The 23638-nt window shown below is 63.7% G+C and carries 18 protein-coding genes and 1 tRNA gene; 7 read left to right on the plus strand and 12 right to left on the minus strand.

Going from position 1 to position 23638, the window contains the following annotated elements; translation table 11 throughout:
* Nucleotides 1–40: 40 nt before the first annotated feature.
* Nucleotides 41–2710: an alanine--tRNA ligase gene (gene alaS, locus C0V72_RS03785; protein WP_101791893.1), complete on the plus strand. Its 2670-nt coding sequence runs from the start codon at nt 41–43 to the stop codon at nt 2708–2710.
* A gap of 96 nt (nt 2711–2806) precedes the next feature.
* Here alaS and C0V72_RS03790 read toward each other — a convergent pair whose 3' ends face one another.
* The 5 genes from C0V72_RS03790 to cpdR all read right to left on the minus strand — a co-directional run bounded on the left by C0V72_RS03790 (nt 2807) and on the right by cpdR (nt 8268).
* Nucleotides 2807–4588, minus strand: coding sequence for a cation:proton antiporter domain-containing protein (locus C0V72_RS03790; protein ID WP_101791894.1), 1782 nt, complete (start codon nt 4586–4588; stop codon nt 2807–2809).
* 31 nt (nt 4589–4619) lie between these two features.
* Nucleotides 4620–6260: a bifunctional GNAT family N-acetyltransferase/carbon-nitrogen hydrolase family protein gene (locus C0V72_RS03795; RefSeq protein ID WP_101791895.1), complete on the minus strand. Its 1641-nt coding sequence runs from the start codon at nt 6258–6260 to the stop codon at nt 4620–4622.
* An 18-nt stretch (nt 6261–6278) separates the two neighbouring features.
* Entirely contained in the window at nt 6279–7502 is a 1224-nt protein-coding gene (locus C0V72_RS03800; RefSeq protein ID WP_101791896.1) for an NADP-dependent isocitrate dehydrogenase, read from the minus strand.
* Between the two features lie 221 nt (nt 7503–7723).
* Nucleotides 7724–7798 (minus strand) — tRNA-Val (locus tag C0V72_RS03805).
* 80 nt (nt 7799–7878) lie between these two features.
* Nucleotides 7879–8268 (minus strand): cell cycle two-component system response regulator CpdR, encoded by a 390-nt coding sequence (gene cpdR, locus C0V72_RS03810; RefSeq protein WP_101791897.1) that lies wholly within the window; start codon nt 8266–8268, stop codon nt 7879–7881.
* Nucleotides 8269–8507: 239 nt separating this feature from the next.
* Here cpdR and C0V72_RS03815 point away from each other — a divergent pair, with 239 nt between their 5' ends.
* Nucleotides 8508–9383 carry an N-formylglutamate amidohydrolase gene (locus tag C0V72_RS03815; protein ID WP_233999765.1) on the plus strand — a complete coding sequence of 292 codons (876 nt, stop codon included), beginning with the start codon at nt 8508–8510 and terminating at the stop codon, nt 9381–9383.
* A 95-nt stretch (nt 9384–9478) separates the two neighbouring features.
* Here the strand turns inward: C0V72_RS03815 and C0V72_RS03820 are convergent, their stop codons facing one another.
* Entirely contained in the window at nt 9479–10273 is a 795-nt protein-coding gene (locus C0V72_RS03820) for a SapC family protein (RefSeq protein ID WP_101791899.1), read from the minus strand.
* A gap of 112 nt (nt 10274–10385) precedes the next feature.
* Nucleotides 10386–11855: an FAD-binding oxidoreductase gene (locus C0V72_RS03825; RefSeq protein ID WP_101791900.1), complete on the minus strand. Its 1470-nt coding sequence runs from the start codon at nt 11853–11855 to the stop codon at nt 10386–10388.
* 175 nt (nt 11856–12030) lie between these two features.
* On the opposite strand from C0V72_RS03825, the gene C0V72_RS03830 reads away from it, so the two are divergent.
* The 3 genes from C0V72_RS03830 to C0V72_RS03840 all read left to right on the plus strand — a co-directional run bounded on the left by C0V72_RS03830 (nt 12031) and on the right by C0V72_RS03840 (nt 15069).
* On the plus strand, nt 12031–12597 hold the full coding sequence (locus tag C0V72_RS03830) for a hypothetical protein (protein ID WP_101791901.1): 567 nt from the start codon (nt 12031–12033) through the stop codon (nt 12595–12597).
* 143 nt (nt 12598–12740) lie between these two features.
* Nucleotides 12741–14177, plus strand: coding sequence for a DEAD/DEAH box helicase (locus C0V72_RS03835; protein WP_101791902.1), 1437 nt, complete (start codon nt 12741–12743; stop codon nt 14175–14177).
* Between the two features lie 67 nt (nt 14178–14244).
* On the plus strand, nt 14245–15069 hold the full coding sequence (locus C0V72_RS03840) for a sterol desaturase family protein (RefSeq protein ID WP_101791974.1): 825 nt from the start codon (nt 14245–14247) through the stop codon (nt 15067–15069).
* Between the two features lie 24 nt (nt 15070–15093).
* On the opposite strand, the gene C0V72_RS03845 is transcribed toward C0V72_RS03840, so the two are convergent.
* Nucleotides 15094–17400, minus strand: coding sequence for an ATP-dependent helicase (locus tag C0V72_RS03845; protein WP_101791903.1), 2307 nt, complete (start codon nt 17398–17400; stop codon nt 15094–15096).
* A gap of 269 nt (nt 17401–17669) precedes the next feature.
* Here C0V72_RS03845 and C0V72_RS03850 point away from each other — a divergent pair, with 269 nt between their 5' ends.
* Nucleotides 17670–18032, plus strand: a complete 363-nt coding sequence (locus C0V72_RS03850; RefSeq protein WP_101791904.1) for a hypothetical protein — start codon at nt 17670–17672, stop codon at nt 18030–18032.
* On the opposite strand, the gene rsmD is transcribed toward C0V72_RS03850, so the two are convergent.
* The 3 genes from rsmD to C0V72_RS03865 are packed head-to-tail and all read right to left on the minus strand — an operon-like array spanning nt 18029 to nt 20945.
* A complete protein-coding gene (gene rsmD, locus C0V72_RS03855; RefSeq protein ID WP_101791905.1) occupies nt 18029–18610 on the minus strand; it encodes a 16S rRNA (guanine(966)-N(2))-methyltransferase RsmD in 582 nt (193 codons plus the stop codon). The genes C0V72_RS03850 and rsmD overlap by 4 nt on opposite strands.
* Nucleotides 18607–19731, minus strand: a complete 1125-nt coding sequence (locus tag C0V72_RS03860) for a pseudouridine synthase (RefSeq protein WP_101791906.1) — start codon at nt 19729–19731, stop codon at nt 18607–18609. Before C0V72_RS03860 ends, rsmD begins: the two co-directional genes overlap by 4 nt.
* Nucleotides 19732–19784: 53 nt before the next feature.
* Nucleotides 19785–20945 carry an aromatic ring-hydroxylating oxygenase subunit alpha gene (locus tag C0V72_RS03865; protein ID WP_101791907.1) on the minus strand — a complete coding sequence of 387 codons (1161 nt, stop codon included), beginning with the start codon at nt 20943–20945 and terminating at the stop codon, nt 19785–19787.
* A gap of 70 nt (nt 20946–21015) precedes the next feature.
* On the opposite strand from C0V72_RS03865, the gene C0V72_RS03870 reads away from it, so the two are divergent.
* Nucleotides 21016–22344: an AmpG family muropeptide MFS transporter gene (locus tag C0V72_RS03870; protein WP_101791908.1), complete on the plus strand. Its 1329-nt coding sequence runs from the start codon at nt 21016–21018 to the stop codon at nt 22342–22344.
* Here C0V72_RS03870 and C0V72_RS03875 read toward each other — a convergent pair.
* Nucleotides 22341–23633: a bifunctional folylpolyglutamate synthase/dihydrofolate synthase gene (locus C0V72_RS03875; RefSeq protein ID WP_101791909.1), complete on the minus strand. Its 1293-nt coding sequence runs from the start codon at nt 23631–23633 to the stop codon at nt 22341–22343. The two genes, C0V72_RS03870 and C0V72_RS03875, sit on opposite strands and share 4 nt — an antisense overlap.
* Nucleotides 23634–23638 lie beyond the last annotated feature (5 nt).

The following is a 23638-nucleotide window of genomic DNA, read 5'->3' on the forward strand; positions in this document are numbered from 1 at the left end:
TCCATTGCGAAATCCCCGCGCTTTGCCTAACTGCACCGCCATGACATCGACGAACGACATCCGCCGCTCTTTCCTCGACTATTTCAGCAGGAATGGCCACGCCGCCACGCCTTCGGCGCCGCTGGTGCCCTACAATGACCCAACGTTGATGTTCGTCAACGCCGGGATGGTGCCGTTCAAGAACGTGTTCACCGGGCTGGAAACGCCCGCCTCGCCGCGCGCAGCCTCTTCGCAAAAATGCGTTCGGGCAGGCGGTAAGCATAATGACCTCGACAATGTCGGCTACACTGCGCGCCACCACACTTTCTTTGAAATGCTTGGGAATTTTTCCTTCGGCGATTACTTCAAGGAACAGGCGATCGAACATGCCTGGACCCTGTTGACGCGCGAATGGGGGCTACCGGCGGACAAGCTCACCGTCACGGTCTACCACACCGATGACGAAGCCCACGCCCTGTGGCGCAAGATCGCCGGCCTGCCCGACGACCGGATCATCCGCATCGCGACCTCCGATAACTTCTGGTCGATGGGCGATACTGGCCCCTGCGGCCCGTGTTCGGAGATCTTCTACGATCACGGCGATCATATCTTCGGCGGCCCTCCCGGCAGCCCGGACGAGGATGGGGACCGTTTTGTCGAGATCTGGAATCTCGTCTTTATGCAATACGAACAGCAGGTTGATGGCACGCGCAGCGACCTGCCCAAGCCTTCGATCGACACCGGCATGGGGATCGAGCGCGTTGCGGCGGTGCTGCAAGGCGTCCACGACAATTACGACACCGACACCTTCAAGGCCCTGATTTCGGCCTCGGAATCGTTGACGGGGGTGGCCGCACAGGGCGAGACGGCTGCCAGCCACCGCGTCATTGCGGATCACCTGCGTTCGACCAGCTTCCTGATGGCCGATGGCGTCCTCCCCTCCAATGAAGGGCGCGGCTATGTGCTGCGCCGGATCATGCGCCGCGCCATGCGCCATGCCCACCTTCTGGGCGCATCCGAGCCGTTGATGCACCGGCTTGTACCGGCGCTCGTCACCGAAATGGGCCAGGCCTATCCCGAGCTTGTCCGCGGGCAGGCGTTGATTGCCGAAGTGCTAGAACGTGAAGAAACGCAGTTCCGCCGCACGCTCGACAAGGGGCTGAAACTGCTTGATGAAGCCACCGTTGACCTCACCAGCGGCGGCCAGCTTGATGGTGAAATTGCATTCCGTCTCTATGACACTTTCGGCTTCCCCTATGACCTGACCGAAGATGCCTTGCGCGCCCGCGACATCGGGGTTGACCGCGCTGGGTTCGACACGGCGATGGCGCGGCAAAAGGCCGCTGCACGCGCTGCGTGGAAAGGCAGCGGCGATGCGGCATCGGGCGAAGTCTGGTTCGACATTGCCGAGCGCGAAGGCGCCAGCGAGTTTACCGGCTATGCTGCAACAAGCGGTGAAGGCCGGGTGGTCGCTATCGTCAAGGGCGGGGTTGAAGTCGCCAGCGCGCAGGCCGGTGAAGATGTCGTCATCCTCACCAATCAGACGCCGTTCTATGGCGAGAGCGGCGGACAAACCGGTGATGCTGGCACAATGACCAACCCTGCCGGGCTCAAGGCCACCGTTACCGATACGGCCAAGCCGCTCGGCCGCCTGCATGCGCACAATACCCGGATTGAAGGGGGCCAGATTGCGGTTGGCGATACGGTGGAACTGAAGGTCGATACCGATCGCCGTGACCGGATCCGCGCCAACCATTCGGCAACCCACCTCGTCCACGCGGCGCTGCGCAACCGCCTCGGCGGGCATGTCACGCAAAAGGGCAGCATGGTCGCCGAAGAGCGGCTGCGCTTCGATTTCTCGCACCCGGTCGCGCTCACGCCGGATGATATCGCGGCCATCGAGGCCGAAGTGAACGCCGAAATCCGCGCCAATGAGGCTGTCAGCACACGGTTGATGACCCCCGATGATGCGGTGGCGGCAGGCGCATTGGCCCTGTTCGGCGAGAAATACGGCGACGAAGTGCGCGTGCTGGCGATGGGCCGGTCGGGCAAGGAAGGGCGCAGCTACTCGGTCGAACTGTGCGGCGGTACCCATGTGCGGGCGACGGGCGATATCGGGATATTCCGGATCGTGTCGGAAAGCGCGGTGTCTTCGGGCATTCGCCGGATCGAGGCGCTGACCGGTGAAGCCGCTCGCGCATGGCTGGTCGCGCGCGAAGAGGCGTTGAAGTCAGCGGCAAGCGTAATCCGTGCAACCCCGGAAGACGTGCCGGCCCGCCTGGCTGCGCTTCTGGACGAACGCAAGCGGTTGGAAAAGGAGCTGGCCGAGGCGAAGAAGGCGCTGGCACTTGGCGGTGGCGGCGCAGGCGGGTCGGCCGCTTCGGCTGATGAAATTGTGGCTGGTGTCACGTTCAGCGGACAGGTGCTCGAAGGGCTTGATCCCAAGGAACTGCGACCGCTGCTCGATGCAGCCAAGCAGCGGATGGGATCCGGCGTGGCGACGATTATCGCGGTCAATGATGGCAAGGCGAGCATTGCTGCGGCTGTAACGGATGATCTGACTTCGCGGTTCAGCGCGGTCGATCTGGTGCGCGCCGGCGTGGAGGCGCTGGGCGGCAAGGGCGGCGGCGGCCGGGCTGACATGGCGCAGGGCGGCGGGCCAGACGGCGCCAAGGCGGCCGATGCACTGGCGGCGGCGAAAGCAGCGTTGCTCGCACATTCTGCGGCCTAGAGCGCTGGTTAGCGTTCGCTGATCGGAACGCTTTGCCATCGTGTCAGCGGCTTGCAGGAAGCACAGCGGGCATGGCGACTCAGTCGCGGTGACTGGCTAAGTGGCTGTGCGGTCCTGAAGCGACAGCGAGGTGCGCAATTTGGGCTTCTCACTCAACCCCCCATCGCGCTCCAGCTGTTCGCGGAACTCGTCGCGCTTGGCATGGATCGACGCGATCACCGGGCCCATCGCGACGCCGATATCCACCAATACTGCCTCTGAAAGCTGGAGCGAGCTTTCCAGTGTTTCGGGCACCGCATGGCTGGCTCCGGCACGGTACAATGCCGCCGCGTGATCGGTGTCCCGCGCGCGGGCCACGATCAGCAGGTCGGGGTAGGTTTGGCGGAGTTTGGCAACCAGCCGCTGGGCCAACACCGGTTCGTCCATTGTCAGCACGACAGCGGGCGCGGTTTCCACCCCCAGCCGTGTCAGCGCATCACCGCGCGCCGCGTCCCCGAAGGTTGCTCGGTACCCATCGCGCTTGGCTACGGCGATCAGATCAGGGTTGGTGTCGATCATGACATAGGATTTGGCGTGGGTTTGCATCATGTCGGCAACAAGGCGTCCCACGCGGCCGCCACCGACGATGATCGTGCGCGGTTCGTCAGTGTCGCTGGCGGCAGTCGGCTCTGCCACTCCGTCGACCCGCCGCGCCAGGCCAGCGCCGAGCTTGGCGAGCACAGGGGTGATCGTCAGTCCGATAGCGGTCACGGTCTGCCAAAAGCGCGCGGTTTCCGTGTCCAGCACCAGCGCGCTTGTGGCGGCGGCCAGTACGATCAGCGTGGTTTCACTGGGACTTGCCATCAGCACGCCGGTTTCTGCCGCCGTGCCGCGCCGCGCCCCCATCAAGCGCAGCAGGATGCCGGTAACCAGCGCCTTGAACGTCAGCACCCCGACCACTGCCAGCGCGAAGGAGCCCAGATTTGTCAGAATATCGAACAGGTCGATACTCATGCCGACGGTGATGAGAAACACGCCGAGGGCCAGGCCCTTGAACGGCTCCATGATCAGTTCGACCTCGGTATGGTACTCGGTCTCGGCGATCAGCAGGCCGGCGATCAGCGCGCCAACGATGGGCGAGAGACCGACCAGCGCGGTCGCAAGGCTCGCGCCGATCACCACCAGCAAGGATGCGGCCAGGAACAGTTCAGGGCTTTTGGTGCGGGCCGCCTGCGCAAACAGACGGGGCAGGGCCACGCGGCCGGCCACAAGCAGCACGGCGACCACCAACCCGCCTTGCCACAGGGTTTCGATCAGACCTTCCCAGCCTTCACCCTGCGCATTGGGCGCCAGCGCGCCGAGGATGAAGATGATCGGGACGATGATGATGTCTTCGAACAACAGCATCGACAGCGCCGCGCGGCCGACAGGCGTGCGGGTGCCCGAAATCGGCAAAACAATCGCGGTGGACGAGAATGCCAAAGCAAAGCCCAGTGCGAGCGCAGCCGTGAAGTTCAATGGCTCCGCCAGCCCGACAAACAGCGCCAATGCGCTGCCGCTGATCAGCACTTCAAGCGCGCCCAGCCCAAACACCAATTTGCGCATCTGCCACAGACGGTTGAACGAAAGTTCCAGCCCGATCGCAAACAGCAGCAAAACGATGCCAAAATCAGCGAAGGGTGTCAGCGCTTCGGGATTGGTGATCGTTATATGTTCGAGCCACGGAACGCGCGGCACCAGCGAGCCGAGGCCAAACGGGCCGACGGCGACGCCGATCAGGATGAAACCGATGATGGGCGTAATGCGAAAGCGGGCGAAGACCGGAATCACGATTCCCGCTGCGCCAAGGATTACCAGCGCATCGGACAGGAATGGGGTAATGGTCAGTTCGCCAGCCACGCCGGAGACCTAGCGCGCGCAGGCCGGGCTGTCATCCGCCGCCTGCACCATGGGGGCCGATTGGTCGTTTTTGGCCCGTGACGTGCTGCTCGCCCAGTGGGTCTTTGATATTGCCGACCCGCTTGTCCCACTCGATCCGGTAAAGATCAAAGCGGCGGTCGGCGAGGTTCTGCACCGTGCCTTCGGCGCGGGCCCAGCTGAGATCGGCGAGGTTCACATCGCTGATTGTCAGCGTTTCGACATTTTCCGAGGCTTCGGCGGCGATCCCGTCACGCGCAAAGGGGAAATCGCAGGGCGTCAGGATGCAGCTTTGGGCGTATTGGATGTCCATGTTGGCGACATTGGGCAGGTTGCCGACATTGCCGCTCATGACAACAAAGCACTGGTTTTCGATCGCGCGCGCTTGTGAACAATAGCGCACCCGCATGTAGCCCTGCCGGCTATCGGTGCAGAACGGCACGAAGATGATCCGCGCGCCTTCGTCCACCAACCGGCGGGCGAGTTCTGGGAATTCGCTGTCGTAGCAAATCAGCACGCCGATCGGGCCGCAGTCGGTGGGGATGGCGTCGATAGAGTCGCCGCCCTTGATGTTCCACCAATAGGCTTCGTTGGGGGTGGGGTGGATCTTTTCCTGCGCGTGGATCGATCCGTCGCGCAGGCAGACATAGGCGACGTTGTGGATGTCACCATCGGGCATCCGGGTCGGGTGCGATCCGCCGATGATGTTGATGTTGAAGGCAAGCGCCATTTCGGACAGGCGCTGGCGGATGCGCGGGGTGTAATCGCTCAGCGTCTCGATGGCTTCAAGCGGGGTCAGTTCCTTGGGCTCGGCCGAGAGCAGCATGACTGTGAACATTTCGGGAAAGACAATGAAGTCCGCTTCGTAATCGGCGGCAACATCGACGAAATATTCGATTTGCTTCATGAATTCATCGAAGCCGGAGACCGCGCGCGATTGCAGCTGGCAGGTCGCGATCCGCACGCTTTCGACGTCGCGCGGCAGGCGGTGCTTGGGCGGGGAATCGCTGTCGACGTAGGGGTTGCGCCAGATCATCCGCACGGCATTGCCGCGGCTGGCTTTGTCCTCGGGCAGGTATTTGGGCATGATCCCGGCCGCTTCGAACCCATTGGCGAGCTGGAAGCGGAGCACGGGATCGTGAATCTTGCTCTCGATCACAAGGTCGAGATATTGCTCCGGCGTGTCAGCACGGTTGGCCTTGCGGCGCTTGGCGCGGGCATAGCCGGGCATGCGTCCGCCGAACACGATGCCGGTGAGATCGAGCCGTTCGGCCAGCGCGCGGCGTTCTTCGTAAAGCCTGCGCCCCAACCGCGTGCCGCGCACCGCCGGATCGACGCAAAGTTCGTAGCCGTAGAGCCAGTCGCCGGTCGGATCGTGGCGGCTGCCGAAGCCGTTGCCGGTGACTTCGTCCCAGGTGTGGTTTGACAGCGCCACGCGCTCGTCCAGCCGCATCGAGGCGCAGTAACCGACCACTGCGCCATCGAACAGCGCGACAAAGCAGCCTTCGGGGTAGTTGTTGATCTGCCCGCGGATTTCGCCCTGCGTGTAGGCGGGCAGATCATCATAGGCACGGCGCACCAGATCGCCGATCGCCCGCACGTCTTTCAGTTTGGCCTGGCGAATTTCCAGACGTGCGGTGGATCGGCTTGCCATGATGCTCCTTTCGCGAGCTTACGCTGCGCTGGCCATTTCCTTTTCGAGGTTCTGCACGATGGTCTCGAAGAACTGCTCGGTGGTCTGCCATGCCTGACCGGGCCCGATCAGCAGCGCCAGATCCTTGGTCATATAGCCCTTTTCCACGGTCTCGACGCAGACTCGCTCAAGCGTTTCGGCAAACTTGACCACTTCGGGCGTGCCGTCAAACTTGCCGCGATACATCAGGCCGCGGGTCCAGGCGAAGATCGAGGCAATCGGATTGGTCGAGGTCGACTTGCCCTGCTGGTGCTGGCGATAGTGGCGGGTGACGGTGCCGTGCGCGGCCTCGGCTTCCACCGTCTTGCCGTCGGGCGAGAGCAGCACCGAAGTCATCAGGCCGAGCGAGCCGAACCCTTGCGCGACGGTATCCGACTGCACATCGCCGTCATAGTTCTTGCACGCCCACACGAACTTGCCCGACCACTTGAGCGCTGAGGCGACCATGTCGTCGATCAGGCGATGTTCGTAGACCATGCCCTTTTCCTTGAACTTCTCGGCGAAGCCTTCGGTGTCGAACACTTCCTGGAACAGGTCCTTGAAGCGCCCGTCGTAGGCCTTCATGATCGTGTTCTTGGTCGACAGGTACACCGGCCAGCCGAGGTTGAGCCCGTAGTTGAAGCTGGCGCGGGCGAAGTCGCGGATCGAATCGTCCAGGTTGTACATCGCCATCGCCACGCCGGCGCTGGGGAAGTCGAACACGTCGAGATCGATCTTGGCGCCATCATCGCCATCGAACACCAGGCGCAGCTTGCCCGGACCGGGGATGAGGGTGTCAGTCGCCTTGTACTGGTCACCGAAGGCATGGCGGCCGACCACGATGGGGTCAGTCCAGCCCGGTACGAGGCGCGGCACGTTGTCGATCACGATCGGTTCGCGGAAGACGACGCCGCCAAGGATGTTGCGGATCGTGCCGTTGGGGCTCTTCCACATCTTCTTGAGGCCGAATTCCTCGACCCGCTGTTCGTCAGGCGTGATGGTCGCGCACTTCACGCCCACGCCATACTGCTTGATCGCGTTGGCGGAATCGACGGTAACCTGATCGTCGGTCGCATCGCGGTTTTCGATCGAGAGGTCGTAATATTTCAGGTCAATGTCGAGGTAGGGCAGGATCAGCCGTTCGCGGATCCATTGCCAGATGATGCGCGTCATCTCGTCGCCATCGAGTTCGACGACGGGGTTGGCGACTTTGATTTTTTGCATGGCTGTTGCCCTATCCTTCTTGCCCCGTCTGCGCAGGGCTGTGATTGATCGACAGGAAGTTGTTCAGAGCCCGTCCAAAGGCTCACAGATCCCGCCGCGGCTTTAGCAGAGGAGGGCAGGCTTGCAAGCGCCGCACATGCGAATGAAACGCAACAGCCGGTGCAGTCGACGCAGGGCACAAAAAAGCCCGCCGAAGGGGCGGGCTGTCTTGGATCACACGATGGTGGGCGTAGCAAGGATTGAACTTGCGACCCCTACGATGTCAACATAGTGCTCTACCACTGAGCTATACGCCCGCACCATCGGATCGGCCCCAATGCGGGGCGGAGGCGGCCCTTAACGCAAGCCCTGCAAGGGTGCAAGCGATTCGGGCACACTAACCCCTGAGAGCGTCCGCTTCTTCAAAGACGCGTTCCACTTCCAGCACCAGATCGCGCAGGTGGAACGGTTTGGACAAGACCTTGGCGGCAGGCTGTTCGCGGCTGGCGCGCAGCGACACGGCGGCAAAGCCGGTGATGAACATCACCTTCGTGCGCGGGGAGATTTCGGCGCAGCGCTGAGCCAGCTCGATCCCGTCCATTTCGGGCATGACGATATCGGACAACAGCAGATCATAGTCGCCCGTCTCCAGCAGTGGCACGGCCTCGGTACCGCGATCCACCGCGCTGACGAAGTAACCGGCGTTGGTCAGCGCCCGTTCGAGATAGGCGCGCATGGCGTCCTCGTCCTCGGCGAGCAGAATGCGGGGTGTGCGTGTCACTGTCATACAAGGCGGGTTAGCAGACCGGGCTTAAGAAATCTTTGTGCATGCGGCCAATTGCATCCGGTGCGGCGCAGATTGCAGCAGCGGGGGAAGCATGAGGCTTTGACAGGCTGGGGCAAACACGCCAGCAAGCTGGCAGCATGTCATCCTTTTCACGCCCATTCCGGCATGGACCATCCCCCGCGCGCCGCGCTGTGAGTGGTGGCTCGGTCCCGGGGCTTGGCGATGCGCCAGCCTACACCATGACCATGCCGCCGCGACTTCATCTGCCCGTGCTGATCGCTGTGCCGCATGCCGGGCGGGCTTATCCCGCAGCGGTGACGGCACGGATGCGGGAGCCAGCGCACGCGCAGCTCCGGCTTGAAGATCGCCACGCTGATCGCCTGGGCGTGCAAGTCGCGCGCGAGACGGGGGCGGCGCTGCTGGTTGCCCATGCACCGCGCGCCCTGCTCGATCTGAACCGCGCCGAAGATGATGTTGACTGGGACATGATCGAAGGCGGGCGGCCGCATGATGTTATCCCGCCAGAACCCGGCCAGCGCAGCAATGCGCGTGCGCGCAGCGGTCTTGGGCTGGTGCCGCGCCGCTTGCCGGGCTCCGGCGAAATCTGGCGTGGACGGCTCGCCCCTTCAGAGCTGGCCGCCCGGATCGAAGGGATCCACCGCGCCTATCACACCGCTTTGGCGCGAACGCTGGCGCAGATCCGCAAGCAGTGGGGCGCGGCTTTGCTGATCGATTTGCACTCCATGCCGCCCCTGCGCGCGGGCGATGGAGAGGTGCGCGCGCCCGTGGTGGTGCTGGGCGACCGGTTTGGCGCATCGTGCAACAACCTTCTGATTGGCCGCGCGCTCGGGCATCTGGAACAATGCAGAATCCCGGCCGCGCATAATCAGCCCTATTCGGGCGGTTATGTGCTTGACCGCCACGGCGACCCGAATGGCGGAGTGCATGCCATGCAGATCGAGGTGTGCCGCGGCACCTATCTTGATCGCCATTTGGCAGAACCGGGGGCGGGGCTACCCGCTATTGCGGCCATGCTGACCGGGCTGGTGCGTGAACTTGGCGCCGAGGCTGCCTTGCTGGGCGGCGGCGAAGACCAGCGTCAGGCGGCTGAATAGCTGGCGATCAATGCAAAGCGGGCGGGCGGATCACAATCCATCCGCCCGCCAAAGCTTCATGCAGGGCCGGGGCCTCGGGCCCCAGCCAATTCCTCTCAGTTCAGCGCCGCAGCAGGCGCGCCTTCTGCGGTCATCGGCACCTTGCCCTGCGCGAGCTGACGCTCGAACAAGGTGCGCATCAGATTGAGCGAGAACAGGTGCGCATGGATCAGCATCAACAGACCGTTCTTCGACAGGGTCTCGACAGTCGCTGTCGGCAGTTCGCGCAGCTTGTTTTCGTCTACCATGCGGAAACCGCGGTAGATGAACGGCTTGTCGGGCATGTCATTGCGGGTAATCGCAATTTCGCCGTCCATCAGAATATCAAGCTTGGCCAGCTCTTCCATGAACAGCTTGGTGCGCTGGCCCGCTTCTTCAAAGCGGCGACAGAAATCGAGCACACCATTGGTATATTCGGTCGGCTTGCCGTCGGCTTCGAACAGAACAAGGCCTTCGTCCATCTTGCCGAGCAGATTGGCGGTCGGATCGAAGCACAGCGACATATCGTCACTGCCCTGCTGCAACTTGGCAAGGATGAAGGGATAGCGCCGCGCGTAAGCGGGAATGTAGATCGGTTCGTTGATCTTCATGTCATCGCCAACGAAGGTGTTTACCCCTTCGTTCAGCCCGAACAGGGCGATCGGCAGCGGGTTTTCGCCGGCGGTGAACACGATCGGGAAATTGCGCTGCGCATCCACGAATTCGTCTGAGGTCAGCGGGATTGCATGGGTCGCGGCGAGGTAGGCCGCGCTTTCGAGCGAACCGGCTTTCCAATCCGCGTGGTCGCGGCTGTTAAGCGGCAGAAGGTCCTTGTAGAACAGCGGAAGTTGCGGTTGCGGCGCGCTGGCCATGACGAAGTCTCCGAAATAGCGGTAGTGAATGATCCCCTCAGCGGAAGAACCGGGTGCTCCGCCGAAAGCGCGGCCCTTAAGGCCTTGCAGTCGCGCACGCAAGCCGCGCGGGTCAGTGGGGCGGCAAGGCGGGCAGCAGTTTCCCCGGATTGAGCAGGCCTTGCGGATCGAGCGCCTGTTTGACCCGCGCCATCACGTCCAGCGCGACCGGATCGTGCAGGCGGGCGAGTTCATCAACCTTCATCTGGCCAATCCCGTGCTCCGCGCTGATCGATCCGCCCCATTGGGTGACGAGATCATACACCCGCGCGCTGACGATTTTGCCTTCGCTATCTTCCCACTCACCGCGCACCGCACCGGCAGGTGCCAGAACGTGAAAGTGAACATTGCCATCGCCCAGATGTCCGAAAGCAACGGCACAGGTGCCTGGGAAGCTTGCTTCCAGTTCCGGCACCGCAGCCAGAATGAACTCCGGCATCCGCTCGACCGGTACCGAAATGTCATGCTGCATCGCCGGGCCAAGCGCGCGTTCGGCAGCGGAAATACCATCGCGCAAAGCCCAGAAGGCATCGGCCTGCGTATCGTTGGCGGCGACGACCGCATCGGCAATCAGGCCATCGTCCAGCGCTGCCGCAAGCCCGGCTGCCATCAGTTCGGACAAAGCCGCGCTATCAGCGGTGGGCGAGGCACACTCGATCAACGCATTCCATGCATGGCGCTCGCCCAGCGGCGCGCGCGCAGTGGGCTGATGGGCCAGCACGCTGTCGAGGCAGTGAGCGGGCACGACTTCAAAACCTTCCAGCGCATCGCCCAGCGCCCGTTCCAGCTGGCGCAGCAGCGTGCGGGCCTCGATGATGCCGCCAAGCCCCACCCATGCTGTTGCCCGACCTACCGCAGCCGGCAATAGTCGGAGCGTTGCCGCGGTCACGATCCCCAGCGTGCCTTCCGACCCGATTAGCAATTGCTTCAGATCGAACCCGCGATTGTCCTTCTTGAGCGGGGTCATAAGATCGAGCATGCTGCCATCTGCCAGCACTGCCTCCAGCCCCAGAACCTGCGCGCGCATGGTGCCGTGGCGCAGCACCTGCGTGCCGCCGGCATTGGTGGCGATCAGCCCCCCGATGGTCGCCGAACCCTTGCCGCCCAGCGTCAGCGGAAAGCGCAGCTGCGCGCTTTCGGCCGCATCGTGCAGCGTCTGGAGGATCACGCCCGCCTCGCACACCGCCTGACCGGCGCCGGGGTCAAGGTTGCGGATCCGGTCCATGCGGCGCAGCGAGACAATGATTGCAGTGCCGCTGTCATCAGGGGTTGCGCCGCCCGCCATGCCGCTGTTGCCGCCTTGCGGGACAATCGGGATGGCGTGGGCTGCACACAGTCTGACCAGCGCCGCCAGCTCTGCCGTGGACGCGGGCGAGGCGAGGGCCAGTGCCCGCCCGGTGTAACGACCCCGCCAATCGGTCAGCCAAGCGTCCATCCGATCAGGATCGGTGGTCAGCCCGCGGGGGCCAAGCAGGGCTTCGGCTTCAGTCAGAAAATCGGCGTTTGGCAAACCGTATGCGGGGGGCGGGGCAGTGTGTGTCATTGTGGCCTACTTGCCACACTCGGCTATGAAATTGCTACCGCTTTTGCAGCATCATGGGCGCCAGTTAAGGCATGGTTCAATTGCGGCTGCTAGGCCCGCGTGGTGCTTTTCGGGGACGGCATGGTTTGCAGTCCTGCCGATCCCGCCCTGCTCTGAGGAGAGATCACCCGCGTTCATGGACAGCCTGTTCGCCCTTGCAGCGCCTTTGGCACTGTTGCTGCCCCTCGTGGCAGAAGCGGCTGACATGCCGGGCGAGAGTGCGTCTGGCGGGCTGTGCGATGCGGGCCCCATGGCACCTCGCGCGGACAGCCCGGCGCTGGTCAACCCGCTGTCGGCACTGCGCCAATCGGCAATTGTGCATCAGGTGCGGATTGAACAGCGCGTGGTTGTGCGCATCGCTCCGCAGCCGCTGGCCGCGCGCCAAAGCCTGCTGGCAGAATTGCCGCGGCGGGCCGACACCGCCCGGTTCGAGGAACAGGGCAAAGAGAAATGCGTGCCTTTGTCCGGCATCGCCGGCGTGCAGACCGGTAGTGGCAACCGCCTCGTGCTGTTCCTGCGTGATCGGCGGATGATTGCGGTCAATCTCGAAAAATCGTGCCGTGCCCGCGATTTCTATTCGGGCTTTTATGTCGAGAAAAGCAAGGACGGGCGTCTGTGTGTCGACCGCGACCGCCTGCAATCGCGCACGGGGGCTCGCTGCGAAGTCGACACCATGCGCCGGCTGGTCGAAGTGCAGGATTGATCGATTGCGTCGCTCGCCTGCGATTTCTTGACTTTTGTACCCATTTGCAGGAAAGGCCCACCAGCCCGAAGCCGCGCCTGCCGCGAGCGGGGCGATAATCCCGGCAGCAACCCTGCCCGCAATTTTCGGACACCACACACCGCATGACCTTCGCCGATCTCGGCCTTTCGCCCGAATTGCTTAAAGCCGTGGAAGAAGCGGGCTATACGACGCCAACTGCGATCCAGGCCCAGGCGATCCCCACCGTGCTGATGATGCGTGATCTGATCGGCATCGCCCAGACCGGCACCGGCAAGACGGCAAGCTTCGTGCTCCCGATGATCGATGTGATGGCCTCGGGCCGCCGCCGTGCGTTGATGCCGCGCTCGCTGATCCTAGAACCGACCCGCGAACTGGCCGCTCAGGTCGCCGAAAATTTCGAGAAATACGGCAAGAACCACGATCTCAAGATGGCGCTGCTCATTGGCGGCGTGCAGATGGGCGACCAGTTGAAGGCGCTGTCTGACGGCGTCGACGTGCTGATCGCGACGCCGGGCCGGTTGATGGACCTGTTCGAGCGCGGCAAGATCATGCTCAACGGCTGCGAGCTGCTGGTGATCGACGAGGCCGACCGGATGCTCGACATGGGCTTCATCCCCGACATCGAATTCATCTGCTCCAAACTGCCCGAAACCCGCCAGACCATGCTGTTTTCGGCCACAATGCCGCCGCCGATCGAGAAGCTGTCGAAGAAATTCCTGACCAACCCCAAGCGGATCGAAGTCAGCCGGGCGGCGTCCACCAATGCCGACATCACGGCTTTCAAGGTGCCGGTAAAGTCGCGCGCGAAGAAGGACACCCTGCGCTGGTTCCTCGAAAATGATCTGGTTGAAACCGCGATCATTTTTGCCAACCGCAAGACGACTGTGCGCGAACTCAACCAGACTTTGACCCGCTCTGGTTTCCGCTCGTCGGAGATCCACGGGGACATGGACCAGTCGAGCCGGATCAAGGAACTTGACCGCTTCAAGGCCGGTGAAGTCAATATTCTGGTCGCCTCGGACGTTGCCGCGCGCGGGCTGGATATCAAGGGCGTCAGCCATGTGTTCAACTACGATACGCCGTGGCACCCCGATGATTACGTCCACCGGATCGGCCGTACAGGCCGCGCCGGGGCCAAGGGCCGGGCCTTCACTTTCGTCTCGGAAGAAGACGCCGAAGCGATCAGCAATGTCGAAAAGCTGACCGGCAGCGCCATCAAGGTGTTCGGCAAGGACGACGTTCGCGTTGACCTGACTGAAGTTATCGCGAGGGCGGAAGCGGCCAAGGCCGAAGCGCCGCGCGAAGATGACCACGCAGAACGCCCGGAGCGCAAACCCCGCCGCGCCCGCGAAGAGCGCGAGCCCCGTGACGCACAGGAACCGCGCGCCGAGCGCAAACCGCGCCGCGATACTGAAGACCGCAGCGAACCGCGCGCTGCCCGGCACGAGCGCAAACCCGACGCCAAGCCCCGCCGCCGGTTTGCCGAAGACGACGAGCCCGTGCCAGCGGGCGAATGGAACGGGCCGCGTCCGAGCTTCCTCGATATCGGCTTTGGTTGAAATCACGAAGGTACGTATTTAGCCGGGTTTAACGCTTTTTTCGCAGGTCTGCCTCTAGGCCTTGCGGGTGTTTGTTACCGCTCTTGACGCCTTGCGCACCGAATTTGCCGAGCTTCTGCCGATTGCCTTGCTGTTTGCCGCCGTCGCGGCCGTGACCAAGCGTGATGCGCTGCTTGCCGGACTGAAACGGGCCCGGCCAGAGATAGCGACCAATCTTGCGTTGCTCATCGTCAACACAGTCGTGCTTGTGCCGCTGGTGGCAGTGCCGGTGGTGGCGGCGACCGAGCTAATTCCGCGGTCCGGTGCTTTGGTGGCTTTTTGGGAGAGTATGCCGGCAGCGCTCGCTGTGCTGGCTGCGATCCTGCTGATCGACCTTGTCGCCTATTGGCGTCACCGTTTCGAACATGCGCGTGCCTTGTGGCCAATCCATGCCACCCATCACGCCGATGAGGCGATGAACTGGCTCAGCCTGCGCCGCAAGCATCCACTGGGCGAGGCGCTCAGCATCATCTTTGATGGTTTGCTCGTCATTGCCATCGGCTTGCCGTTCTGGGCGATCATGGCAGCTTTTGTGCTGCGGTCGTGGTGGGGCTATTTTGTCCACGCCGATGTGCCTTGGACGCTGGGTCCGGTTGGGAGGGTGTTGATCTCGCCCGCCGCGCACCGGCTGCACCACATCCGCGATGAGCGATTGATGGGTTATAACTTCGGCAACACCGTGACGCTGTGGGACAAGCTGTTCGGCACCTATCGTGACCCGGCGCCCTATCTCAATTGCGAAACCGGCATTGCCGAAGGCACGCGTGACTTGCTGGGCGAATTGGCTCGCCCGTTTGAAGCGCGCTACCGGCGGGCGCCGGATGCGGAAGTGGCCGAACAGCCGGCCAGCTGACACACGCTGCAAAACGGCGCCGCGTCAGCCTACCACGGTCACAAAGCTGTCCAGCACGCGCTTTTCGCCCGCGTCTTCGAACATGATGGTCAGCTTGTTGCCTTCCTGATCGATCACGCAGCCCGTGCCGAACTTGGCGTGCGTGACCATTGCGCCAATCGCCACGTCGCTGCGCGCAGGGGCGGCGAAACTGGCAGGTGAGCGCGTGGCTTCGCGCAGCCGCGCCGGCTTGGTGTCATAGCCCGATGTGAGCGCGCGCTGCCAACCCGGGCCGCGCTGCTGCGCCTTGTCCGGATAATCACGTGCAACATGGGCAAAGGGGTCTTCCTGCTCGCTCCAATTGGCGCGCCACAGCGACGCGCCCCCGGTCAGCGTTGTCTCTTGCTCGATATGCTCTTCGGGCAGGTCTTCGATGAAGCGGCTTGGGATCGAACTGACCCATTGACCATAGATGCGCCGGTTGGCGGCGTGCAGGATGGTGCAATGCCGCCGCGCACGGGTGATCGCGACATAGGCAAGGCGGCGTTCTTCTTCCAGCGATGCCAGACCGCCCTCGTCGATGGCGCGTTGCGATGGAAAGACGCCTTCTTCCCAGCCGACGCAGAACACATTGTCGAATTCCAGCCCCTTGGCAGCGTGGATTGTCATGATCGTGACGGTTTCCTCACTGTCCGAACGGTCATTGTCCATGACGAGGCTGACATGTTCCAGAAAATCGCCGAGCGTTTCGTATTCCTCCATCGCGCGGGCGAGTTCCGACAGGTTTTCGGCCCGGCCTGCGCTTTCAGGGGTGCGATCGGCGGCAAGCATGGCGTTGTAGCCCGATTCCTCCAGCACCAACCGAAGAAGGTCGGACGGCGTCACCGTTTCTGCCGTCTGGCGCCAGTGCAGGAACTGCCGCATCAACCCGCCGATGGTGGTCGCAGCGCGCTTGGGCAATTCGTCGCTGTCGGCCAATTGCAGCGCGGCGGCGGCCAATGGCAGCCCGGTGCGGCGCGCATGGCTGTGCATCTGTTCTAGCGCCTTGGCACCAAGCCCGCGTTTGGGCTGGTTATGAATGCGCTCAAACGCCAGATCGTCCTGCGGCTGCGCGATCAGGCGCAAATAGGCGAGCGCATCGCGGATTTCGGCACGCTCGTAGAACCGGAAACCGCCGATGATGCGATAATTGATCCCGATCTGGATGAAGCGGTCTTCAAATTCGCGGGTCTGATACTGGGCGCGCACCAGAATGGCGACCTGATTGAGCGCCGCGCCCTCCCGCTCTAGCCGCTCGATCGCTTCGCCCACCCGGCGCGCTTCTTCGGGCGCGTCCCACACACCGATGACCTTGACCTTGTCGCCGCCGTTCACCTCGGTCCACAAGGTCTTGTCGTGGCGCTGGCTGTTCGCGCGGATCAGCCCCGATGCGGCGCCAAGAATATGCGGTGTGGAGCGGTAGTTCTGTTCCAGCCGGATCACTTCAGCGCCCGGGAAATCCTTTTCAAACCGCAGGATATTGGCGACTTCTGCGCCGCGCCATGAATAGATCGACTGATCATCATCGCCCACCACGCAGATGTTCTTGTGCCCCTGCGCCAGCAGTCGCAGCCACAGGTATTGGACCGCGTTGGTGTCCTGATATTCGTCCACCATGATGTAGCGGAACCGCCGCTGATAATCGGCCAGGATATCGTGATGCTGCTTGAGGATATTCAGCATGTGCAGCATCAGATCGCCGAAATCGCAGGCATTCAATGCGCGCAAACGTTCCTGATAGCGGGTGTAAAGCGCTGTGCCTTTGCCATTGGCGTAAGCCTCGTTTTCGGCGGCATCGAGATCGGCAGGGCCAAGCCCGCGGTTCTTCCAGCGGTCGATCAGTCCGGCCAATTGGCGCGCGGGCCAGCGCTTTTCATCGAGGTCGGCCTCGGCAATCAGCGCCTTCAGCAAGCGCAACTGATCGTCGGTGTCGATGATGGTGTAGTTCGATTGCAAGCCGACCAGTTCCGCGTGGCGACGCAGCATCTTGGCGCAGATCGAGTGAAACGTGCCAAGCCACGGGATGCCTTCGGCCCCCTGGCCCAAATGATGCGCGACGCGTTCGCGCATTTCGCGCGCGGCCTTGTTGGTGAAGGTGACACACAGGATTTGCGAGGGATAGGCGCGCCGGGTCGCCACCAGATGCGCCAGCCGGGCGGTCAGAGCAGCCGTCTTCCCCGTGCCGGCGCCTGCCAGCATCAGCACCGGCCCTTCGGTCGCAAGCACGGCGGCGCGCTGCGGCGGGTTGAGCCGTGCGGCATAGGCAGGGACCGAATCATGGTGTGCAGCGGAAGAAGGCAGGGTGTTGCTCATGGTTGCCGCGAACAGGTAGGGAACAATTCATCGAGGAGCAAGCTGGCAGGCCGCGCGATCACTGCTCGCCGGATCACCATATCTTCGGCTTGCCGCTTTTCAGCCACATTTACCGATGGAATGAGGCCATGGCGGGATATCCGGCCTGCCGTGTTGTTGCCCTTTTTGGCGTGAGAACCATTATCACGTGTGTCCGGCCAACAGGGACTGAGCCGCTGGACGAGAATTAGTGTTCGTCGTGTTTGGGACAATCATAGATGGAGTTACCCATGCACAAGTATCTGAATAAGTTCGCTCTTGCTGGTGCCGCCATGACTGTGGCCCTGACCCCTGCGATGGCTGCGGCACAGGATCAGGCCATGCCCGAAGCCACCACCGAAGCGGCGGCCCCCGCTGCTGAAGCCACTGCTGAAGACCCGCGGCTCGCAAGCCTTCCGGCCGACAAGCAGGATGCCTTCAAGGCATGGCCGGCCGAAACTCAGGCCTATTACTGGTCGCTGACTGAAGAGCGCCAGCAGATGTTCTGGTCGCTGTCGGACAGCGACAAGGTGACCCTGAGCCAGATGCCCGAAGAGCAGCGCGAATCGACCTGGGCGCAGATCGAATCGTCTGCTGCGCCCTCGCAGGGCTAAGCGATCCCTTCGGGGGGAGCCGGGTCGGCATCATCGGCAGCCAGCCGCAACAAGCTGAGCTTGCCTTTGCCGACCCGGCGTTCCGCTTCGCGTTCAAGGCCTTTGATAGCCACGTCTTCCTTGAAGCTGGTCTCGACCGCAATCCACGTCTCCGGGCCGATCCACCCCAACCGCAACAAGCGGTCCAATGCGACCTCGCCAGCGCCTGACAGATAGGGCGGATCGGCGAGGATCAGATCGAGCGGGCGCGGTGCCGCCCGCAGTTGCATGACCGAACCGACCTCGACCCGCGAGCGGGCCTGTGCGCCAAGTGTTGCGACATTGGCGCGGATCACATCCACCGCCGCCCGGTCCTGCTCGACAAACAGGCAGTGCGCCGCGCCGCGCGACAGGGCTTCGAGCCCGAGCGCGCCTGATCCGGCGAACAGATCAGCGACCTGCAAACCTTCAAAATCACCGAGCCGGCTGGTGAGCATGGCAAACAGCGTCTCGCGGGCACGGTCCGCGGTGGGCCGCGTGCCTTCGCCCTTGGGCGCGGCAAGCCTGCGGCCGCGCCATTCGCCTGCGATGATCCTCATTTGCGGGGGCCTCGCGATGGGTTGTTGCGGGTCGGGGCGGGGCGCTTGCGCGTGCCTGCACCGGACCGCGGCGGGCGGGGACCGTCATGCCCCTTGCGCGGGGCGTTGGTCAGGGTTTCGGCGCCTTTGCGCGGGGCAGGCCCAAGCGCAGGCCCAGCGGCCGGGCTGCGGCGCTGACCGCTTTTTGCAGGGTCCGCATTCTTGCGCGGGAAGGTTTCGGCATTGGCGTCCTTGCGCGGAGCAGGCCGCGAGGACGGGCCTTTACGGGCCGGAGGACGCGGCGGGCGCGGTGCCTTAGCAGGGGCTTCGATCACCACCTTGTCTGCCTTTTTCACGCCGCCGCGCGGGATCGGGGTGCCGGTCATTTCCGACAGGAAATGCGCCACCGGCTTGCCGGTCAGCTCGACCGCCTGGCCCCGCGGGAGATCGCCAAGGTTGAACGGCCCATAACCGGTGCGGATCAGGCGGTTGACCTGAAGACCCAGATATTCGAGCACATTGCGCACTTCGCGGTTCTTGCCTTCGGTGATCGTCATTTCGATCCACAGGTTGCGCCCGGCAGAGCGTTCGAGATTGGCGTCGATCGATCCATACCGCACGCCTTCGATCTCGACCCCGTCCATCAGATCTTCCAGCTGGCCTTGCGTCACCGCGCCAAAGGCCCGGGCGCGGTAAGTGCGCGGTATCTTGGTCGCGGGCAGTTCGAGCGTGCGCTTCAACCCGCCGTCATTGGTAAGCAGCAGAAGGCCTTCGGTGTTCAAATCCAGCCGCCCGACCGGCATCAGCCGCGGCGTATCCTTGGGCAGGGCATTGCGCAGCGCGGTGTAGATCGTCGGGCGGCCCGCCGGGTCGCGTTCAGCGGTGATCAGCCCCGTGGGCTTGTGAAAGGCGAACAACCGGGTGGCCTCGGCAGCGGCGACGGGGTTGCCGTCCACCGTCACGCCCTTGAGGCTGGAGAGGATGGTCGCCGGTGTATCGAGCACCGTGCCATCCAACGCCACACGCCTTTCGGCAATCATCCGCTCGATCTCGCGGCGGCTGGCAACGCCCGCGCGGGCGAGCAGTTTGGCGATACGGTCGCCCTCGGGGCGGGTTTCGGAGCGGGGGGGCAGGGTCGGCATGGGCGCTGCGCCTAGAGCATTTCTTCAGCAAATGCGACCGGCGATAATGCGCCTCACACAGCTGCCTGCAAGGCCTCCGCCACGATCTGGTCGAACCGCGCGATTCCGCCTTCCAGTGTCCCGAGCGTGATGTGGCTAACCGCTCCGGAGGAAAGCCCCTGCTGGCCCAACTCCGCGGCGCGGAAATCCTCGCCAGCAAAGACCCCGCCATCCAGCAGGTTCCAGCTCTTTTCCCAATGCGCGAGCGCTTTGTCGGTCGCGGGCGCCTCGGGGATCAGCATGAAGTCTTCTACCAGCGTGCAGTCAGCGGCTTGCGGCATGAGCACCATCACGTTCACGTAATCGGGGCTGGGGACGATGATCGTCGCCGGGAGCAGCTGATAGGCAAAGGTCACCACCCGTCGCAGCTGCGCCATGTCGGTGAGGTCGATGGTTTCCATCTCTTCCAGCCGCCCCACGGCTGATCGCTGGTGCGGCCCGATCTGGTCGCCGGCCGTGATCCCGTCCTTGAAGAATGGCCCGATGGTGGCAGCATGCAGGCGGGTGACATGATAGCTTTCAAGGAAAGCATCCATAATCAGCTTCCAGTTGCCCGCTACCCGGTGCGTCCTGCGCCGGAACAGGTGCGAGCCTGCCAGACCGAAGGCGTCGAGATCGTCGCCCAAGACCCGCGCATCGCTGAAATCGGCACCGTCAATCGGCGCAAACCAGATGAGCCCGCCCGCTTCAATGCTGGGCAATTCCACCAGGCCGTAATCCGCCTTGTCGAGGCCGGGGAAGGTTTCGGGCCGGGGCAGGGCGAGCAACCCGCCATCCAGCCGGTAGGTCCAGGCATGATAGGGGCACACCAGCCGCTTGGCGCAGACCGCCTCGCCGCCTTCGACCAGCCGCGTGCCCCGGTGCCGGCAGACGTTGAGGAACACGTGCACCGCGCCGTCGTTGTCGCGGGTGATCAGCAAGGGGCGACCCGTGACGTCATGAGGCACCGCCATGCCGGGCTCCGGCAACAGCGCGGAAGGCGCGATCACCTGCGGCAAGCGGTCAAACAGCGCCGCTTTTTCCGCCGCGAAGTGATCGGCACAGGTGTAATTGCTCGCGGGCACAGTCTGGATCCCGCCCGCCACCTTGCCAACCCCGCTGCGGATCGCTTCGGCCAGCGCCAATTGGCCCGCCGTTGGGCGCAAAGTGCGCATATCTGTTGTTGCGGCGTTCATCGCTCTTTTCTCATCCTCTCGTCCGTGCTGAGTGTGCCAGACATTGGGATTGAGCAAAAGGACTGCTTGCATGAACGAGATCGGGGCCACCACGAAGCGCGATTGGGCGGGCGCGCTCAAGCCCTATCTTGAAAAGGAATCGCTGGCGGCCTTCTTCCTCGGCGTTTCCTCGGGCTTTCCCTATGCGCTGATCGGCGCGACGCTGACCAGCCGATTGGCGCAGGACGGGATCGACAAGAAGACCGTCACCGCCTTCACGCTGGTGTTTCTCGCCTATAACCTCAAGTTCCTGTGGGCCTGGATGATCGACGGCGTGCGCCTGCCGGTGATCGGGCGGCTGGGGCAGCGCGTTTCCTGGATGCTGTTCGTTGGCGTGCTGGTGATTGCTGCCGTGGTCAATCTGGCCGCTGTCGATCCGGCGGCGAATATCGGCTGGGTGGCGACTTCGGCAATCCTTGTCGGCATTGCGGGCGCGACCTTCGACATTGTGATCGACGCCTACCGGATCGAGACGCTCAAGCCTGAACAGCTGGGCGTCGGATCGGGGATGACCCAATATGGCTGGCGGATTGGATCGGCCGCGGCGGGCGCGTTGGCGCTGGTGCTGGCAGCGCGGGTTGGCTGGGAGCTGGCCTACATCGCCTGCGCCAGCTTCGCGCTTCCCGCGATGCTGACGGCGCTGGTATTGGGAGAGCCTGCGCGGCGCCGCATCCCGGAACGCGCCAAAGGCATCGGTGAGGCATTGCGCGCGGTCTACGGTCCTTTCACCGAGTTCTTTATGCGCAAGGGCGCGCTGCTGGTGCTGCTGTTCATTCTGCTGCACAAGATTGGCGACACGCTGGCGAACCTCACTGTCCGCCTCTTGCTCGACGACAAGGGTTACACCAATGACGAGATCGCGCTTTACGATGTCGGCGTTGGCTTCTGGGCTTTCCTGATCGGGATCTTTGTTGGCGGGGTGCTGTATTCGCGGCTGGGCATGAAACGGTCGGTGCTGCTGAGCCTGGTGCTGATGGGCGTGTCGAACTTCAGCTTTGCGCTGCTGGCAGCGGTGGACAAGACCAACGCTGGCCTCGCCGCTACCTTCCTGTTCGAGAACATCGCCAGCGGCATTGGCGGCGTGACGGTGGTGGCATACTTCGCCGCGCTCACGGACCTACGCTTCACCGCCTCGCAATATGCGCTGATCTCGGCGGCGGCGAGCATTGTCGGACGGGTGCTGACGGGGACGACCGCGGGCGCGCTGGTCGAGAGCTTCGGCTATGTGAACTTCTATCTGTTCACCACCGCCGCCGCGCTGCCAGGGATCGTGCTGTTCTGGCTGATGATGCGCGCGGGGCTGATCGATGCGTCGATCGGGACAGCGGGGACGGCGCGGGGTGAGGGTGAGGGCGGTTAGTCCGGCAGCTCGCCGTTCAACCGCAAGACCTCGCCTGCGAGGTAGAGCGAGCCTGCGATCAGGATGGGTAAGCCATCGTCAGGGATCATCGCCATCGCTGCGGTCACATCGGGAGCGGGGCGGGCGTTCGGGCCGAAGGCTTCTGCGGGATACCAGTCATGCCCCGGCACCGGCACGGCGGTGATGCTGGCGAGCATCGGGGCGAGCGGATTGGTCAGCGAGGCTGGATCTTTGCCCTCGATCATCCCGATGACCAGATGCAGGCGCTGGCCCGCGAAATGCGCCCCGAGCATGCCCCCCGCCTGAGGGTTGTGCCCGCCATCGAGCCACACTGTGCGTGTCCCCGTCAGCGGGCCCGGTGACAGTTGCTGCATTCGCGCTGGCCACCGCGCATCCATCAACCCTTGCGCCATCGCTTCAGGACTGACTTCAATCTGCGTCTGATGCCGCAGCATAGCCAGCGCGAGCCCGGCGTTGTCGGCTTGATGTGCCCCGGCCAGCGCCGGGGGCGGGAGCGAAAAAGTGCCCGCGGCGTCACGATAGGTCAGCATCGGCCCCGGGCGACAATCCCACACATCACCCCGCATGATCAGGGTCGCGCCTGCGCGGGTCGCCGCGGCGATCACTTCGCGGTTAGATTCGGGGCGATAGGTCAACGTCACCAGCGGCACGCCGCCTTTGGCGATCCCCGCCTTCTCGAACGCGATGCGCGCCATCGGCTCTTGCGGCACGCCGTCCTCTGGTGCGAGCAGAAACCGTTCGTGATCGAGGCCCAGCGCCGCAATTCCGCACGCCGCTAGCGCCTCGGGCTCCAGCACATTGGTCGCATCGAAGCGCCCGCCCATGCCGACTTCCACCACGCAGGCATCGGCTGGCGTGCGCGCGAAGGCGAGGAACGCGGCGGCGATGGTGACTTCGAAGAAGCTGGGGCCGAGGTCTTCGCCTGCATCCAGCACTTCGGCCAGCACCTCGGCAAGCGCCGTGTCGGAAATCAACTCACCCGCCAGCCGGATGCGCTCGTTATAGCGCACCAGATGCGGACTGGTGGTGACGTGAACCTTGTAGCCCTCTGCCTCCAGCATGGCGCGCAGGAAGGCGCAGGTCGATCCCTTGCCGTTGGTCCCTGCGACATGAAAGACGGGCGGCAGCTTGCGATGCGGATTGCCCAGCCGCTCCATCAGTGCGCTGATCGTCTCCAGCCCCAGCCGCCCCTGCGGCAGGCTCAGCGCGGCGAGGCGATCAAGCTGGGCCTGAACGCGCGGGTCGTCGGACCGACCGAAGTCGCGCATGAGGC

Origin of the sequence: Porphyrobacter sp. TH134 (genome assembly GCF_002855495.1) — a bacterium.
Taxonomy (GTDB): Bacteria; Pseudomonadota; Alphaproteobacteria; order Sphingomonadales; family Sphingomonadaceae; genus Erythrobacter.

Excerpts from the sequence above, each read along its gene's own strand:
- alaS (WP_101791893.1), top strand. The coding sequence starts at position 41 with ATGACATCGACGAACGACATCCGCCGCTCTTTCCTCGACTATTTCAGC.
- C0V72_RS03795 (WP_101791895.1), bottom strand. The coding sequence starts at position 6,260 with ATGGCAAGCCGATCCACCGCACGTCTGGAAATTCGCCAGGCCAAACTG.
- C0V72_RS03800 (WP_101791896.1), bottom strand. The coding sequence starts at position 7,502 with ATGCAAAAAATCAAAGTCGCCAACCCCGTCGTCGAACTCGATGGCGAC.
- cpdR (WP_101791897.1), bottom strand. The coding sequence starts at position 8,268 with ATGACAGTGACACGCACACCCCGCATTCTGCTCGCCGAGGACGAGGAC.
- C0V72_RS03815 (WP_233999765.1), top strand. The coding sequence starts at position 8,508 with ATGACCATGCCGCCGCGACTTCATCTGCCCGTGCTGATCGCTGTGCCG.
- C0V72_RS03820 (WP_101791899.1), bottom strand. The coding sequence starts at position 10,273 with ATGGCCAGCGCGCCGCAACCGCAACTTCCGCTGTTCTACAAGGACCTT.
- C0V72_RS03825 (WP_101791900.1), bottom strand. The coding sequence starts at position 11,855 with ATGACACACACTGCCCCGCCCCCCGCATACGGTTTGCCAAACGCCGAT.
- C0V72_RS03830 (WP_101791901.1), top strand. The coding sequence starts at position 12,031 with ATGGACAGCCTGTTCGCCCTTGCAGCGCCTTTGGCACTGTTGCTGCCC.
- C0V72_RS03835 (WP_101791902.1), top strand. The coding sequence starts at position 12,741 with ATGACCTTCGCCGATCTCGGCCTTTCGCCCGAATTGCTTAAAGCCGTG.
- C0V72_RS03845 (WP_101791903.1), bottom strand. The coding sequence starts at position 17,400 with ATGAGCAACACCCTGCCTTCTTCCGCTGCACACCATGATTCGGTCCCT.
- C0V72_RS03850 (WP_101791904.1), top strand. The coding sequence starts at position 17,670 with ATGCACAAGTATCTGAATAAGTTCGCTCTTGCTGGTGCCGCCATGACT.
- rsmD (WP_101791905.1), bottom strand. The coding sequence starts at position 18,610 with ATGAGGATCATCGCAGGCGAATGGCGCGGCCGCAGGCTTGCCGCGCCC.
- C0V72_RS03860 (WP_101791906.1), bottom strand. The coding sequence starts at position 19,731 with ATGCCGACCCTGCCCCCCCGCTCCGAAACCCGCCCCGAGGGCGACCGT.
- C0V72_RS03865 (WP_101791907.1), bottom strand. The coding sequence starts at position 20,945 with ATGAACGCCGCAACAACAGATATGCGCACTTTGCGCCCAACGGCGGGC.
- C0V72_RS03870 (WP_101791908.1), top strand. The coding sequence starts at position 21,016 with ATGAACGAGATCGGGGCCACCACGAAGCGCGATTGGGCGGGCGCGCTC.
- C0V72_RS03875 (WP_101791909.1), bottom strand. The coding sequence starts at position 23,633 with ATGCGCGACTTCGGTCGGTCCGACGACCCGCGCGTTCAGGCCCAGCTT.